Genomic DNA, 15,314 nt, shown 5'->3' with positions numbered 1-15,314 from the left:
GTGGCAAACTTAACTTAAATATTTGGTTTATTCTTAGAACTAAAAACGCTTAAAAGTGCATAACTTACCAATCCAGCTGATAGTGCTAAAACGGTTGCTAAAATAAGACTTCCGACGATATATTGTGCAGCATTTTTTTGAATATCGTCGAGTGTGGCTGAACTATCTAATATTAATGGGGCGTCGCTGGATATAAACAGACTTCCTGTTTTTAAAGAACCATAAATTACAAGCGGAATAAAAGGAGGAAAGCTTACATTTGATGACAAGAAAGCGATTACTTTGTTAAGCCTGAATAAAGCTGCGAAAGTAAAAAGGAGTATAGTCTGGAATCCCCAAAAAGGCGAAATTCCGATAAAAATTCCTAAAGCAATCGAAGCTGATTTTATGAAATTAGAATCGTTGCTTTCTAAAATATCTTCTAAAAAGAATTTTTTAAAACCTTTTTTTTTTGCTCGCCGAAAGAAATCGCGAGGCTTAATATATAATAAGGTATTGGTTACCAAAACGGTATTAAGAATACTGATTCGGGTAAAATCTTGAAAGGGACGAAAATGAGAAACCCTTTCTGCTGGATCGTACAAAACTTGAACGGGAACATTTTTAACTGGAATTCCTTTCCATGCCGATCGCACGATTACTTCAATTTCAAACTCAAATTTATTAGTGTAAAATCGTTTTGGGATTAATTTCAAAGGATATAATCTAAAACCAGATTGTGTGTCTTCAAGCGCGATTCCCGTTTCGAACTTAAACCAAAAATTAGAAAATTTATTTCCGAAACTGCTTTTTCTCGGCACATTTTCTTGTGTCATGTTTCGGCTTCCAATTAAAAGAGAATTGGGTTGATTGTAAATTTCTTCTAAAAAAACTGGGATATCAGAAGCGAAATGCTGGCCGTCAGAATCTATCGTGATGGCATATTCGAAATTTTGTTCAATGGCTTTTCTAAAACCATTTCGCAGCGCTCTTCCTTTTCCCATATTTTTGGGATGATGAATTTGAGTCAGCTGCGAATATTGTTTTAAAATGTCACCCGTTTCATCAGTAGAACCGTCATTGACAATGATGATATTTGACGTGAAATCTAAAACAGAATCCAGCACTCTTTTCAATGTTTTTTGATTATTGTATGTGGGAACAATAACGCAGAATGATATTGAATGAAGCAGTTCTTGCCTTGATAAAGTAGGTTTCATTTGGAAATTTTCGTGTGTTTACTTCACAAAATGTTTCTCTTTCTCAGAGAAGCTTTTAGATTGTAAAACAAATTCTTTTAGGTATTCTTTTAAAGCACCACTTTGCGCCGCATAATACGTTGTGATGAATTTTTTATCTTCTTTAATATTTTTTTTATAACCCGTAATGCCTGGAACATCTTCCTGAATACTCAGTCTGATCATTCTCATTTCGATATTGCTTGGGTCGCTTTTGATGGTTGCTTCCAGAAGTTTTGCTCCTTCTTTAAAACGCTCGATTTTTTCACCTAGTTTCTTCTCAAATTTAGAATCTACTAAAATTGAAGCGGCTTTGTAAGCGACAAGGATTTTTTCGTCGTTGTTAGAAATGCTCGAAAGTTTTTCTGTAAATTCTTTCGCATTGGTTTCTGATTTTGCAACATCAGGATAAATTTTTCGGATCGATGCCAAATCTGGAGTCGCGGCAAAATTGATCCATAGGAATAATGATACTAGTAATTTCATAATTATAATTTTTTATACACATTGCTTAATTTCAAAGCTGTGGTTTCGTTAAAATATGTGGTGTTTTTCACCTTTACCAAATCATCTTCTGTGGTTATAATGTCAAGTTCCAAAAGAAGCTCCGGATTGATTTCCGGATTAATCAATGCCATGAATTTTACGTTAGACAAAGTCTGGATCATCAATGAACTTTCAGTAATTGTTTCTGTCAATTCTTTAATAATTTGAATCATGCAAACGCCCGGCATAATTGGGTTTCCAGGAAAATGACCTTTAAAAACCTCATGATTGGCATTAACTAATATACGAATTTTAAATTTAGAATCGCCAGTTTTTTCTTGTGAAATTACTTCGTAAAAGTCTTTTAGAACCATAATTTTGTTTTTTTATTTCGTATCAAATGAGTACGAAATACCTATTTGAAAATTGATATTTGTATTGTAATCGCCAAAGAGATAATGACTATTTGTGTCATTATGATAATAATCGCTGTCTAGAATATCTAAAAATCCTTTTTTAAAACGGGCCTCAAAAGCAAGACCAGAAGGCATGCGATACCCAAGTCCTGCAACAAATGCGAAATCATTATAATTTTTTCTGAGTACTAAATTATCATTTAGGCGAATATCCAGAGAGGGCCCGAATAAAACCTGAAAACCTTGTCCGAATGTAAATTTATTGATCATTGAAAGCGATAGATATTCTAGTTTTAAATCCAGATGTTCTATTCTTTCAGTATTCGTATCAGGATCTGTATAATTTCTTGCGACATTATTAGATCCTTGTCTTACGTAATTTATTTCGGGCTGAAGCGCATATTTTTTTGTCAAATTGATTTCTCCAAAACCTCCAAAATAAAAATCAGGTTTGTAATTGGCGTGCATTTCTGAAATAGTCGATAATGACAAACCGCCTCGTAAGCCTGGTTTAAAATCCTGAGCTTGGAGTTTTATAATAGCAAAAAAAACAAATAAAATATGTGCTGATTTTTTACACTGCATTATCTTGTTTTAAAAGTATAGCTAATACCAATTTGAAAAACTTGATTTAAGATTACATCATCGTAGTAGTAATCGTTATCAATACCGTCGTAACCGTAAATATCGATTAATCCTTGTTTAATTCTAGCTTCAAACGTTAGTCCATTTGGCAGTGTATAACCAACACCTCCAACAATTGCAAGGTCAAAACCTTCAGGATTGGTATTGATATAATTATCACTAACTTTTATATCTAAAGATGGTCCAGCTAAAATATGAAAACCTTTTCCTCCAAAATGATATTTTGCAACCGCACCAAGTGTCAGGTAATTTAATTCATACTTTTCAGAATAATAACGGCCGTTTTCAAAATATCTTCCTTCATCACCTTGTCTTGAATATGTAATTTCAGGCTGTAACGAAAAATATTTATTAAATCTAATGTTTACTAAGCCACCCACATAAAAATCGGTTTTACTTCTATTATCATCGATATTGGTTAATGTCGAAAAATTCAAACCTCCTCTAAGTCCAGGACTCACTTTTACTTGTGCTTGAGATTTAATTCCAATAAATAGAATGAATGCAATTAACGTTATTTTTTTCATCTTTTGATTAGTTTAATTTTATGGTTAGTTTAAATTTCTATTCTGTTTTAAAATAATTCAGCTCAATTTTAAGCTTTATATTTTGGTGAATAATTTGAATTTTCTCAGCAAAAATATCGTTTTCTGAGTTGAAAAATAGTGTAAATTTTTCTTTTGTTTTAGAAGCGTGAACGATCTTTTCTAATTTTTGATCTTTTTTAGAGATAAATATAAAGTTATCACGTTTTCCATCTGCTGATTTATAAATATCTGCCGATTCGTTTTCAAATTGTTCCTGAATCAAATATTCTTTTTTTAGAAGAAGACGAAAATCTTCTCTTAAAGTATTGATTAATATTTTACGGTCTAATTCTGAAACAATTGAGTTGACTTTAAAATCGTTTTCAGAAATTTCAAAATCCATTAATTTATTTCCGAATTCCGTCGTAAAAACAATTCGGTGTGTGGTGTCGTTTATTTTCTTGGCAATAAAAATTCCAGTCAATTCATTTCCGTAAACGCTGATGTTGGTTTTGTAAACATAATCGGTTTTTGAATCAGTAAAATAAGGAACGGTATAAGACGTTTTGTCTAATTTTTTAGGCGTATAATTTTTTGAGACCGAGCCGCAAGAAATTAAAACAATTGCCAGAAAGCAATTAATTAGTAAAAACTGAATCGTCGATTTTTGCATTGATTACTTTATTTTTAAGTACAATTCGGGTATAATCTTCAGATGATTCTAATAGTTTTACCTGAACCACAGTTGCTTCTTCTTTATCAAAAGTCAGTTCAATTTGTTTGATGTATTTTTTAAGCGTCGCATCTTTCGGAATAAATTTTGCCAGATTCTGACCTTTCAATTTAAAATATGAAATCGTAAATTCTTTATCATCAAACATATTCCCGCTTACGCTTCCTACGATTAATTTGTTGATTCGGGCGAAGATTTTACTGTCGCCAATATCAACAGCGCTTTTCTTTCCTTCGTCGTTAATCAGGATTTTTCCGTTTTTAAAAGTAATGCTGTAGTTGTATGGTTTTTTATACTGCCATTGCAAAAGTGCAGGTTCTTTAAAAACCATTTTTCCAGAGGTTTCAATATCTTTTGATAAAAAATCCAAATGTTTGTACTGAACAAAATCAGTACTTAAAGTTTTGATTTTTTTCGCCACCACATTTACATCTTCTTTAAATTGAGATATTTCTGCCGCTGTCATTTTTTGTTCTTGTGCCGATACATTGAAACTGCAAAGAATTAAAAATAAAAATTGATATATTTTAGTTTGCATAAGCTTTAAGATTCAAAAGTTCTTCGATCGAAACGACCTGATAATTGTTCTGCTGCAAAAATTGCAAAAACTGTTCCAAGACCAAAACAGAATGTGCTCCTGTATCATGCAAAAGTACAATTCCGCCAGGAGAAACACGTTTAATTATTCGGTTTAAAATTAATTCCTGATTTTTTGTTCCCCCGTCAAGAGAACGAATATTCCAGCCAATTGTTTTGTGTCCGGTAACTTTTAACGCTCTTCTAATCGATGGTGTTGTAACTCCGTAAGGCGGACGAAAGAAGTTTATTTTTCCGGGAGTGAACTGTTCCAGAAGCTGATCTGTTTTTATGATTTCCTTGTGGATTTTATCTTGATTGTAAAAATCAAAAAATTTGGAATGACTGTACGAGTGATTTCCAGCCAAATGACCGTCGTCGATAATTTGTTTTAGAATTTCAGGATGTGTTTCAATATTTTTTCCAATGCAGAAAAAAGTGGCTTTTGCGTTGTGTTTTTTCAGAAGCTGTAACACTTCCAAAGTATAAACGCTAGGTCCGTCATCAAATGTAATGGCTATTTTTTTTTCTGTTTCTGATGAATTATTGCAATAGGCTTTTACATGATAATTGGAAGAAATTAGGGAAGATCCAATTGCATTTATGCCAATCCAAAGTAAAATGATTCCTAAAAACCACAAAAAATTTATCGTTACATAAAGATTAATAAGGTTTAGAATCAGTAAGATAAAGATAAAAAATATCGATATGTTTTTATGCGTTATCATTTTGACAGCAGCGTAAAACTATGATTTTTTCCGTTTAATTGGTTGTATAACAAAATGGTTTTGTAAGCAGGTTTTGAAATCTGATTTACTTTTATGATTTCAGGAATTTCCTGTGTTTTTAAAATTTTTGAGGCTGTCCAAAAAGCAAAAGCCGAAGCCGTGTCATATTCACCGCTTAAATGTTTGTAATACAAAACAGGCGTTTGGGCGAAAGTATTTTCAGCTATATTTTTATAATAATTTTCGAAATCGACATTTCCATCAAAACCTAAAATCACAGCATCAATATCTGAAACTTCTAAATTATTTAATTTTAGAAAAGATTTCATTTCAGTTTCAACTTCGTTTTCTGCTAGTGTATTAATGATGTAAACATCTAAAAGTTCGGCATACGTATTTGTTTTTCTTTCGTTTTCTAAAACAAAAAAGCTGGCACCTTCTCCATAAACAGCACCGCTTGTTTTAGAAGTTAAAACATCATAAGGCGCATGATTGTCTTGTTTAATACGTCCATTTAATTTGAAAAGAGCAGTGGTATAATCGCCGTTTTCATCGACACCGCCTACTAAAACCGACTGGACTTCGTCTTCTTCAATCTGCATTTTAGCATCTATAAGTGCCGATTCAAAAGAAACAGCTCCATTTACATACGTAAAGTTATAGCCTTTACACTGCTGTAAAAGTGCAATTTGCGCACCAACAGTATTGTGAGTTGATTGAATAAAAGAAGTTGGGGTAAGGAATTCTTCTTTATTATCTAAAATACTTTTCAGGAATTTTTCAGAATCTTCGATACATCCTAAACCTGTTCCGGTAATAATGGCATCAACGTTTTCTGCTGCAGCATCTTTCATGGCCAGTGCCGAAGCTACTATTCCGTTTTTTACACCTTTTGCCATCCTACGGCTTGCAGCAGGAGAAATATATTCTTTATAATCCGGCGCAACAATTGCCAATACATTATTGTCGTGATTTACATGTGCTTCTTCTAAAAAAACAGTATTAAATGTTTTTTGAGTCGAAATACAGCCTACTCCATTTATATATGTTTTTTTTGTCATTAGCTTTTTGAAAATATAAGGGTTGAACAATTTCCTCCAAAACCAAAAGAGTTAGATAAAACGTGTTCGATATTTTTATTTTTTAAAGAAGTCTGCGGCGTCAAATTAAATTCTTCCATTTGAGTTTCGAAATTTAAATTCGGATATACCACATTATTTTGAATGGCCAAAACACTATAAACGGCTTCAATCGCAGCTGCTGCGGCTAAAGTATGTCCGGTAAATGGTTTTGTAGAACTGAAATCAGGCACTTTTTCGTCTTCGTAAATTCGGAGTAAAGCTCTTCCTTCAGATAAATCATTGTTTGGCGTTGCGGTTCCGTGTACATTGATATAATCAATTTCAGAAGGTTTTAATCCCGAAACTTCAAACGCTTTTTTCATTGCCAGATAAGCACCGTCTCCATTTTCTGAAGAAGCGGTTTGGTGAAAAGCATCGTTTGCATTTCCGTAACCAGAAACTCTTGCCAAGACTTTTTTGTTTTGTTTGGCTACAATTTCATCTGATTCTAAAACCAAAAATGCAGCAGCTTCTCCAAGATTTAATCCTTTTCTGTTATTATCGAAAGGTTTGTTATAATCGTCTGATAAAATCATCAAAGTCTTAAATCCGTTGATGGTGAATTTTGCCAAGGCATCGGCACCTCCCACGATTACACGATCTAATTTCCCGGTTTTGATTAATCTTGCGCCGAGCATAATCGAATTGGCTGCAGAAGAACAAGCGGTACTAATAGTAGAAACCATTCCTTTTAAACCTAATTCTTCAGCAATTTTTTCGGCAACATCACCACCGTCATGACAGGTAATGTACTTAACTAGTTCTGGTTTTTCGAAATAATCGTAGTAATGTTTCTCCGTCATATCCATTCCGCCTACGCTGGTAGCCGAAATAAGTCCGGTTCTAAATTCATTGATAGAGGTAATGCCTGCATTTTCAACAGCTTGTTTTGCTGCCAAAGTGCCAATCATAGCGGTTCGGGAGAAATTATTATCCTCATTTAAATGCAGTTCATTGATAAGTTCATTGTTGGTTTTTTTGATTTCGCCAACCTTGATTACATCTGCATGAACAGTCGAAATATTTTGAATATGAGAAACACCGATTTTATTTTCAATCAGTGAAATGTAATTCTCCTCAACCGAATTCCCGATTGCAGAGATTATTCCCATTCCCGTTATAGCAACACCTCTTGTCATTTTAGATTTTTAGATTTATGATTTTAGATTTTCTTGAACTTTGTCAAATTTTTAAACTTTGACAAAGTTGACAGATTTTTAAAAATTCAGATTTTAAGTTTCAGTAGAAATCTAAAATCTGCAATCTAAAATCTACAATTATTTTGTTCTATTTGCGCTTATGTAAGCCGCCATAGTTTCGATAGATTGGAAAATAGATTTTCCTTCTTTCGGATCAACTAATTTAATTCCGTAATCTTTATCTAAAATCACAATCAATTCAAGTGCATCAATTGAGTCTAAACCTAAACCGTCACCAAACAAAGGATCGTTATCTGCAATGTCTTCAACTTCGATATCTTCAAGGTTTAAAGTAGTAATGATTTTGTTTTTTAATTCTTCTTTTAATGCTTCCATGATTATTTATTGTATAATGTATTGATTGTTTCGTTTTTATATTTTGTATTTTCTTCGGTATTTATGGTGCAAAGAAAAGCTTTATAACTGTCATTAAAAAATTCTACCCATCCGCATAAAACGGTGTCTGCCTTATTTGTGTTTAACAAAATCTCCGAATAGTTCGACAAAAATTCGGCATTGAAAGCATCAAATATAAAAAAAGAATTTTCACTTTTCAGCTGATGTCGTATACTTATTTCGCCCAAACAAATATTTGGCAGCGTATAAACAAAAACTGCCGGACTCGGAAAATAATTTTCTTTGTCTGAAATGGATTCCTGATATTTTACATCGGTATCTAAACTGGATGATTTATTTGCCAAAACCAAAGCGATATTATTTTCTTGTTCTGTTGAGGTAATCGGACTCAAAAGCAGTTCTGATCCTAAAAAAGCCAGTTTGCTCAAAGCATCCATTTTGAAAAACTTTGGATACTGCATTTCAAAATTACGATAGGCTTGTTTGGCAAAATCTGCAAAATCAGTTGGTTCAATTTTGAATACAGAAGTTCCGTTGAGAACAATTTCGTTGTTTTCGATTTTGATGTAGGATTGTATGTTGGTTTTGTTTTGAGTCATTTTTTTAATTTAAGAAACCCAAGTTTGAAAAACTTTTATGATATGCCATTTTCCCGATTTATTTTCAATTGTAATTTCAAATCCTCTTCCACATTTTCCGCCCCCGCATGAAGCAGTTGCTTCAATAATTCCTGAGTTTTTGTCTTTATTAAACTTAATATTGGAAATTTCAATTGTGCCAACAGGCATTCCACTCTTATAATCATCAATAATCCAGGTTAATTCATTAGGGAATTTGGATGTATATTGAAAATCGAATTTTTTATTGTTTTTAAAGGGTGTTAAATCAAATTTTTCATTTCTGATTTTATTATTTACTACATAGTCATGAACGCCTATTAATATTCGAGCAGTATCTTTTTTAATACTGTCTTGACGATGCCAAAATAATTTTAGTTCTTTAGAATTACCAATTGTATCCGCTTTATTAGTTTTCGGATTAAATTTTGGCGGTGGCAAAATAATCCGTCTATCCATATAAATAGAATCTACTATTTCGACAAAGACGCTATTTAAAACCTCTTTTTCAAAATCAGATTCAGACACTTCTTTCTTCTTACATCCAAAAGATGAAAGAAGAACTAGAGTTATAAATATGAATTTTGATAGTTTCATGTTAATTCACTTTCTCAAAAACCACAGCCGTATTACAGCCTCCAAAACCAGAAGCTGTTTTCAGGAAATATTGAATATTCTTTTCTTCGCTCTTCTCAATTACATTGATGGTTTCGCTTACGCCGATTTCGTCAAAACCTTTTGATTCAAAAAGTGTATTTTGATTAGCAGATTCTATCGCGATTACGGTTTCTAATAATCCAGAAGCGCCCAAAGTATGACCATAAAATCCTTTTAAACTATTAACGGGAACATGTTGTAAATCTAAACGATTTAAAGCAATGGCTTCCATTTCGTCGTTATATGGCGTTGCCGTTCCGTGTGCTGAAATATAATCTAATTTGTTGGCGCCAATTTGAGCTTCTTTCAAAGCATTCTGAATACTTCTAAACAAACCTTCGCCCGTTCTTGAAGGTCCAGAAATATGATTCGCGTCGTTTATTGAACTGTCGCCAATGACTTTTATTTTGGCATTTTTGGCTTCCGCCGAAACCAAAACCGCTGCCGTTGCTTCGCCTAAACTGACACCGGTTCTATTTTTAGAATACGGTTTGCAAGGCAGTTCGCTCATTGCCTGAAAAGCATTAAAACCAGACAAAACAAATTCTGAAACTTCGTCGCCGGCCACAACAAAAATATTATCATAAAGTTCGGACTGAATCATTCTTTTCGCAACAGAAACTGCTAAAATTCCAGAAACACAAGCATTTGAAACTACAATTGGCTGTGTTTGAAATCCGAAAAAATCAGCAACGTTTTTTGCCAAAACATCTAAATGTGCGTTGTTAAAACTTTCTTCAGAATGGTTTTGTAAAGCTGTTACATTTCCTTTCGTGGTAGAAAGTATAAAAGCGGTTTTTGAGTTTAACTCAACTTTAGAATTTTTGATAATGGGCTCTAAAGCCAGAATCATCATTTTTTCTAAACGGGAATATTTTTCCTCAGAGCTGATTTTGGAAAAAGCACTATTTATATTTTCATCACTTATTATTGAAGCATAAAATGAGTTAGGCATCAAAGAAACATCATTATGAAGCTGAATTCCAGAATCGCCGCGAAGAATTGCTTCAATGTTCGATTGAACATCAAAACCTAAAGGCGTGATACAATTCGTTTCGGTAATGTATATTTCTCTTATCATTTTATATTTTCATTTTCTCCTGCAAGGTTTTCAAAACCTTGTAGGTATATTTATTTTAACACATAGAAACATAGTTTTTGCTTACTTAAAAAAGGTATTTCATTTGTTTAAACAAACATAGCTATGTGTAAATTTAGATTTAAATGTTTCAATTTATACCTGCAAGGTTTTCAAAACCTTGTAGGTATATTTATTTTAACACATAGAAACATAGTTTTTGCTTACTTAAAAAAGGTATTTCATTTGTTTAAATAAACATAGCATGTGTAAATTTAGATTTAAATGTTTCAATTTATACCTGCAAGGTTTTGAAAACCTTGCAGGAAATATGTTATGTCAATAAACCTACTTTTCGTTTCCACTCTTCATAAAAAGGCGGATTGGTCAGCATTAAATTTCCTTCTTTATCTAAAAAAACTTGCGTGGTTTCACCTGTGCAGGCAATTTCTCCTTTATCATCAGTAATTTTAAAACGATAAATCATTTTGGCCGCTGGTGTATCAACAACCGTTGTTTCTATCGTTACCACATCTCCATAACGAAGTGATAATTTATGTTCGCAAGTTGATTTTACGATTGGCGTTGTATAGCCTGTTGCTGCAATATCCAAATATGTAAGTCCATGTTCACGCCCAAATGCTTCGCGTCCATCTTCGAAATAGGTTATATAGTTTCCGTGCCAAACGATTCCAAGCGGATCTGTTTCGTTAAAACGAATTCTGATTTCGTGTGTAACGGTTAAGTCTGTAGCCTCGTTAAACTGCTCTTTTCTTTTTATCATAAAATAATGCGATGGAAGTTGTAATAATGAAAAACAAAAATAACAAACTTATTTTTGGGATAATTTCAAGAAAGGAAACACTGCGGAGTAATACATCGTAAAATGCTTCTAATCCCCAATTCATTGGAGATGATTTGGCAATAATCTGCATGATTTTTGGCATAGCAAAAACAGGAACCCAAACGCCTCCAATTGCTGCTAAAATAATTACACTAGTAGCACCAAACGGAGCAGATTGCTCTTGTGTATTGGCCACTGTTCCTAATAAGATTCCGAAACCTATTGCTGCAAAACCCGAAAATAAAGCGACGACACTCATCATTAATAAATGTCCTTCAATATTTAAAGAAGGCAGTCCGATTGATGGAAATAAAAATACGGCAACGGCAACCATCATATAAAACTGAATCATACAAATGATCGAGTAGGTGATGGTTTTACCAATTATAACTACTAAGTTGGAAACCGGATTGGTTCTTAATCGGATAAAAGTGCCTTGTGATTTTTCTTTTACAATATTAATGGATAGCGGAATGACAATAAAAAAGATCGCAAAAAGTGTCCATGCCGGAACATTATGCTGAACCGAGTTTGGACGAACTTCTTTGTTGTTGATTCTCGGAATTATTTCTTTGAAAGTGATGAAGCTTTTCTGTTCAAAATCAGAAGTTCCTCCTAGCTGATTTTGGAAAGTGGTGTAAATTGATTTGGTCTCAATCTGCGAAATCATTTTGTCAATTGAACTCATAACCGAATTTTTAAAACTCATTTGTACCGCTGGATCAAAATACAGTTTTACTTCTTTTTCTTTGATGATTCGTTGAGGTTCTTTTGTGGAACTGCTATCGGTTAAACCTAAACTGCTTACAATTTTTTCTACATTCTGATCGACTTTTGCCTGAAGATCAGAACTTAATTTTTCTGGAATTATAATCGCTAATTGAAATTTACCTTTGTAAACATTTTCTTTGGCGATTTCTTCTGTAACAGGTTTGTTGTCAATTTGTGTAACAACGCTGAATAAATTGCTTTTTTCTAAATTTTCAAATACTGTTTTTGAAACAGATCCTTTGTCGTTATCGACTAAAAGAATTTGAATTTTAGAATCGGTTACGGTTTTAAAAGTGCTGTCTTGAATTAAGGTTACGGTGATAACCAAAACCAAAGGCATGATGAATAAAATAATTAATCCGCCCAAATCTCTTTTTAGCAAAAGGAATTCTTTTACTACTGACATCCAAATTTTATACATCATCTCTCAAAGCTTTTCCGGTTAATGAAATAAAAACATCTTCGAGATTTCGGGCATCTTTTACAGATTCAATTAACACCGATGGGGTGTCTTGTGCGTAAATCTGACCTTGATCTAAAATGGCAATATTAGTGCAGAGATCTTCGGCTTCCGCCAAATGATGTGATGTATAAATAATAGTAGTACCGCTTTCGTTTAAAACTTTTAAATAATCTATAATCGCTGTTTTAGAATGCACATCGACACCAACAGTTGGTTCGTCCAAAAATAATACTTTTGGTTTGTGAAGAATTCCGGCAATTAGATTAACACGACGTTTCATTCCGCCCGAAAAAGTCTGAACTTGTTTATCGGCAAATTTCAATAAACCTAAAAGATCTAATGTTTCGATTACTTTATCTTTTAAATCAGAACCTTTTAAACCGTACATACTTCCAAAATAATGCAGGTTTTCTCTAGCGGTTAGCGTTGGGTAAATGGCATATTCCTGAGGAACAACACCAATTATTTTTTTAATTTTTGAGGAATTGTGCTGATAGTCTAAACCATCAATTTTAAAATGTCCCGAAGTTGGTTTTACCAATCCGCAGAGCATGGAAATGAGAGTTGTTTTTCCGGCGCCGTTTGGACCTAATAAACCGAAAATCTGACCTTCGTTTATGTTTAGCGAAACGTTGTTCAAAGAATACATTTCTGCATTTTTGTACTTTTTCGAAAGGGATTCTATTTGAATGATAGACTGCAAAATAGGTTTTTAGCTGATCGCTTTTTTTAGTTTTTTAAAAAAGATTTCTTCTCTGTTAGCGATGTCCAAAAGTTCATCGGCAATAGTGTTGTAGGCATCTTCTTTGGCACTTCTGTTTTTATAAATGCGTGACGCTTCAACAGCAAAATCACGCCATGAATCGCCAATTTTTGTCATTTCTTTTGAAAGTTCTTTCAGTTCTTCATTTTCTAAAATTACTGAAGCTTCCTGCAAAAATGCGGCATATATAAAACGGAAACCGCCGCCTCCAGTTCCAATTTCTTCTTGCATACGAACCATTTGTGCCAGATAATGATTGGCTTTTTTAGTTCCGTGTTTTATTGGCCATTTTCTGATTTGTTTGGAAACAAATTTGATACCGCGAACACCTACAATTGGCATTGGCGCGAGCATATCCCGACACGTATTTTTGATTCCTTTTATGATGGCGCTTTTTAAATCAACATTAGCAGGAACTTGAATAGGATAATACATTTGTCCGCGTGGTGCAAAAGCGCCTTTTGCGAAACGCACTTTGTCTAATTCGTCGTGTGTTAGAGTCGTAACAGTTTCCATAACAGGATCGCTTACTAAATAATCGGTTTCGGTTTTTCCGTAAACGACTAAATTGTGAGCGTTGAAATGAAAACGGTATTCATCAGGAAAATAACTTAAATGATACACACCAACTTGTAAACCGGTTGGAATATTATTTTTTAAATTCTCATCTAAAGCTTTATTGGCATTTGATACAGAAGAAAATTTTTGTCTTTTTATTTTTAAATTTAATCGGTTGGCTACTTTATTAAAAATCTGTCCTGGCAAAGTTCTATAACTAATTGCGGGTGCATAATTGACTTTTATGAAAGGCAGATACACAAAAAATAATCCTGAGCCAATACCAAAAACCATCGGTTCGCTGATGTTTAGTCCGCTGTTTTTTAGCAGATTCGACGCTACTCCATTCTCGCAATGAGCAGACTGATGATGTGTGAAAGTTAATTCCATTTATTTGGTAATGCTGTTTTTTAATTCTTCGATTGATACTTCAAAGGTATCGGCATATTTTTTTAGGATTTTGTCGTTTAGTTTGGCAAAAACACTGGGTTTAAAATGTCTTTTTACACGCCATTTCCAGAATCCCACATAGCTTGATAAAATCGTAAGATCCATTTTGTTGACTTCCATAAAATACAGAATTGGACTTGCTTCGCCATTTACAACTTGTTGTCTGGCATCGGCAATACGCTCGTTTATTTCGTCAATAGAATTGGAAAGCGCAATTGTTTTGGGTTCCCAACCTGAACTTAAGGTTGTAGTATAATCGCCGTTTTCATCTGTTGCATACAAAAGTTCTTTTACGTTGTTTTTCGTTAAGTTGCTTTGGTCTTGTGGTACTTTATCTTTTTCCATTTTGCTAATTTAATTCATTAGAAACATAAAGACTAATGCTATACATAAACTAATTATTAAAAACCCAAGGTTTGCGAAAGCTAAGTTTCGTTGTTTTTTTATAAATAAATAAATCATTTCAATCAGCATTCCTGCATAAAATGCCTGTGTTATTAGAAATCCAATAATGAATAATCCTAATCCTCCGTCGACATGTTTGTGTCCGGTTTCGTCACAATATTTATGAGGATCATAAGTGAAATACCAAAATAAGTAAACCAATGAGAGTAAAAGAACTAAAATTCCAACGCGGATTGTTAAATGTAAAATGATTTGTTTTAAATAATTATCCAACTGAAACTGTTTTCTGAATAAACAAGTTTATTTCGCATTCTAAGAGTATTTGGTCTTCGACAGAACTTTGACAGCTCATCGTGCATAAAGTGTAATCGTCGCCTGCGAATTTAGAAACTAAATTGGCTCGGGTAATTATGGTTTCTCCCGCTTTTGGCAGCGAATGGATTTTTACATTTTTTAAAGCGCTTATAAATCCTATTACATTTACGTTCTCATTTTCTGTTCCGTTTTCGTCAAAAAAATATTTTTTTCCAACAATAGACGAACAGGTCTGCGCCGTATTTTCTATTAAACCAGCTTCATTAAAAATCTGGTTTTCAACAAAAATATTGTCTTCTGTAATTAAAAAAGTTGTTTCAACAAAACTGGCATCTATATCTAGAATTAAGTCTACCATGAGCATAGGAGCTCGGTGAGGCAGATAATT

The 15,314-nt window shown here is 33.3% G+C and carries 21 protein-coding genes; all 21 read right to left on the bottom strand.

From position 1 onward, the window contains the following. Window positions 1-14 precede the first annotated feature (14 nt). Complete coding sequence (locus tag P2W75_RS04930; protein WP_276379238.1) at window positions 15-1,199, bottom strand: DUF2062 domain-containing protein; 1,185 nt, start codon at window positions 1,197-1,199, stop codon at window positions 15-17. A gap of 18 nt (window positions 1,200-1,217) precedes the next feature. Beyond that, window positions 1,218-1,703 carry a hypothetical protein gene (locus tag P2W75_RS04925; RefSeq protein ID WP_207298385.1) on the bottom strand — a complete coding sequence of 162 codons (486 nt, stop codon included), beginning with the start codon at window positions 1,701-1,703 and terminating at the stop codon, window positions 1,218-1,220. Between the two features lie 2 nt (window positions 1,704-1,705). Further along, window positions 1,706-2,077 carry a 3-hydroxyacyl-ACP dehydratase gene (locus P2W75_RS04920; protein WP_207298384.1) on the bottom strand — a complete coding sequence of 124 codons (372 nt, stop codon included), beginning with the start codon at window positions 2,075-2,077 and terminating at the stop codon, window positions 1,706-1,708. 12 nt (window positions 2,078-2,089) lie between these two features. After that, on the bottom strand, window positions 2,090-2,704 hold the full coding sequence (locus tag P2W75_RS04915; protein ID WP_276379235.1) for an outer membrane beta-barrel protein: 615 nt from the start codon (window positions 2,702-2,704) through the stop codon (window positions 2,090-2,092). Then, window positions 2,704-3,291: a porin family protein gene (locus P2W75_RS04910; protein ID WP_207298382.1), complete on the bottom strand. Its 588-nt coding sequence runs from the start codon at window positions 3,289-3,291 to the stop codon at window positions 2,704-2,706. The genes P2W75_RS04915 and P2W75_RS04910 overlap by 1 nt, the downstream gene beginning before the upstream one ends. A 37-nt stretch (window positions 3,292-3,328) precedes the next feature. Next, window positions 3,329-3,964: a hypothetical protein gene (locus tag P2W75_RS04905; protein WP_276379233.1), complete on the bottom strand. Its 636-nt coding sequence runs from the start codon at window positions 3,962-3,964 to the stop codon at window positions 3,329-3,331. Further along, a complete protein-coding gene (locus P2W75_RS04900; RefSeq protein ID WP_207298380.1) occupies window positions 3,930-4,562 on the bottom strand; it encodes an outer membrane lipoprotein carrier protein LolA in 633 nt (210 codons plus the stop codon). The genes P2W75_RS04905 and P2W75_RS04900 overlap by 35 nt, the downstream gene beginning before the upstream one ends. Then, window positions 4,552-5,241, bottom strand: coding sequence for a polysaccharide deacetylase family protein (locus tag P2W75_RS04895; RefSeq protein ID WP_276379231.1), 690 nt, complete (start codon window positions 5,239-5,241; stop codon window positions 4,552-4,554). The genes P2W75_RS04900 and P2W75_RS04895 overlap by 11 nt, the downstream gene beginning before the upstream one ends. A gap of 83 nt (window positions 5,242-5,324) precedes the next feature. Further along, entirely contained in the window at window positions 5,325-6,389 is a 1,065-nt protein-coding gene (locus tag P2W75_RS04890; RefSeq protein ID WP_276379229.1) for a beta-ketoacyl synthase N-terminal-like domain-containing protein, read from the bottom strand. Further along, window positions 6,389-7,588 (bottom strand): beta-ketoacyl-[acyl-carrier-protein] synthase family protein, encoded by a 1,200-nt coding sequence (locus P2W75_RS04885; RefSeq protein WP_276379227.1) that lies wholly within the window; start codon window positions 7,586-7,588, stop codon window positions 6,389-6,391. The genes P2W75_RS04890 and P2W75_RS04885 overlap by 1 nt, the downstream gene beginning before the upstream one ends. A gap of 138 nt (window positions 7,589-7,726) precedes the next feature. Next, window positions 7,727-7,984: a phosphopantetheine-binding protein gene (locus tag P2W75_RS04880; RefSeq protein WP_276379226.1), complete on the bottom strand. Its 258-nt coding sequence runs from the start codon at window positions 7,982-7,984 to the stop codon at window positions 7,727-7,729. Between the two features lie 2 nt (window positions 7,985-7,986). Next, window positions 7,987-8,604 (bottom strand): 3-oxoacyl-ACP synthase, encoded by a 618-nt coding sequence (locus P2W75_RS04875; protein WP_207298376.1) that lies wholly within the window; start codon window positions 8,602-8,604, stop codon window positions 7,987-7,989. A 9-nt stretch (window positions 8,605-8,613) separates the two neighbouring features. Further along, window positions 8,614-9,219, bottom strand: a complete 606-nt coding sequence (locus tag P2W75_RS04870; protein ID WP_276379225.1) for a hypothetical protein — start codon at window positions 9,217-9,219, stop codon at window positions 8,614-8,616. A 1-nt stretch (window position 9,220) separates the two neighbouring features. Then, window positions 9,221-10,360, bottom strand: coding sequence for a beta-ketoacyl synthase N-terminal-like domain-containing protein (locus tag P2W75_RS04865; RefSeq protein WP_276379223.1), 1,140 nt, complete (start codon window positions 10,358-10,360; stop codon window positions 9,221-9,223). Between the two features lie 331 nt (window positions 10,361-10,691). After that, a complete protein-coding gene (locus P2W75_RS04860) occupies window positions 10,692-11,141 on the bottom strand; it encodes a thioesterase family protein (protein ID WP_276379221.1) in 450 nt (149 codons plus the stop codon). Further along, window positions 11,116-12,378, bottom strand: coding sequence for an ABC transporter permease (locus P2W75_RS04855; protein ID WP_276379219.1), 1,263 nt, complete (start codon window positions 12,376-12,378; stop codon window positions 11,116-11,118). The genes P2W75_RS04860 and P2W75_RS04855 overlap by 26 nt, the downstream gene beginning before the upstream one ends. A 7-nt stretch (window positions 12,379-12,385) precedes the next feature. Next, entirely contained in the window at window positions 12,386-13,084 is a 699-nt protein-coding gene (locus P2W75_RS04850; protein ID WP_276379908.1) for an ABC transporter ATP-binding protein, read from the bottom strand. A gap of 63 nt (window positions 13,085-13,147) precedes the next feature. Further along, the gene (locus P2W75_RS04845) at window positions 13,148-14,146 is read right to left on the bottom strand and encodes a BtrH N-terminal domain-containing protein (RefSeq protein WP_276379217.1); all 999 of its coding nucleotides are present in this window, start codon (window positions 14,144-14,146) and stop codon (window positions 13,148-13,150) included. Then, window positions 14,147-14,551, bottom strand: a complete 405-nt coding sequence (locus P2W75_RS04840; RefSeq protein ID WP_276379216.1) for a hypothetical protein — start codon at window positions 14,549-14,551, stop codon at window positions 14,147-14,149. It abuts the gene before it with no gap. 9 nt (window positions 14,552-14,560) lie between these two features. Further along, complete coding sequence (locus P2W75_RS04835) at window positions 14,561-14,884, bottom strand: hypothetical protein (protein WP_276379215.1); 324 nt, start codon at window positions 14,882-14,884, stop codon at window positions 14,561-14,563. Next, complete coding sequence (locus P2W75_RS04830) at window positions 14,877-15,284, bottom strand: ABC transporter permease (protein ID WP_207298684.1); 408 nt, start codon at window positions 15,282-15,284, stop codon at window positions 14,877-14,879. The genes P2W75_RS04835 and P2W75_RS04830 overlap by 8 nt, the downstream gene beginning before the upstream one ends. Window positions 15,285-15,314 lie beyond the last annotated feature (30 nt).

This window comes from Flavobacterium sp. H4147 (assembly GCF_029360735.1).
In the GTDB taxonomy this organism is placed as follows: Bacteria; Bacteroidota; Bacteroidia; order Flavobacteriales; family Flavobacteriaceae; genus Flavobacterium; species Flavobacterium endoglycinae.
Note: the sequence above shows the minus strand (reverse complement) of the source record. Positions and strands in the feature narration are given on the sequence as shown.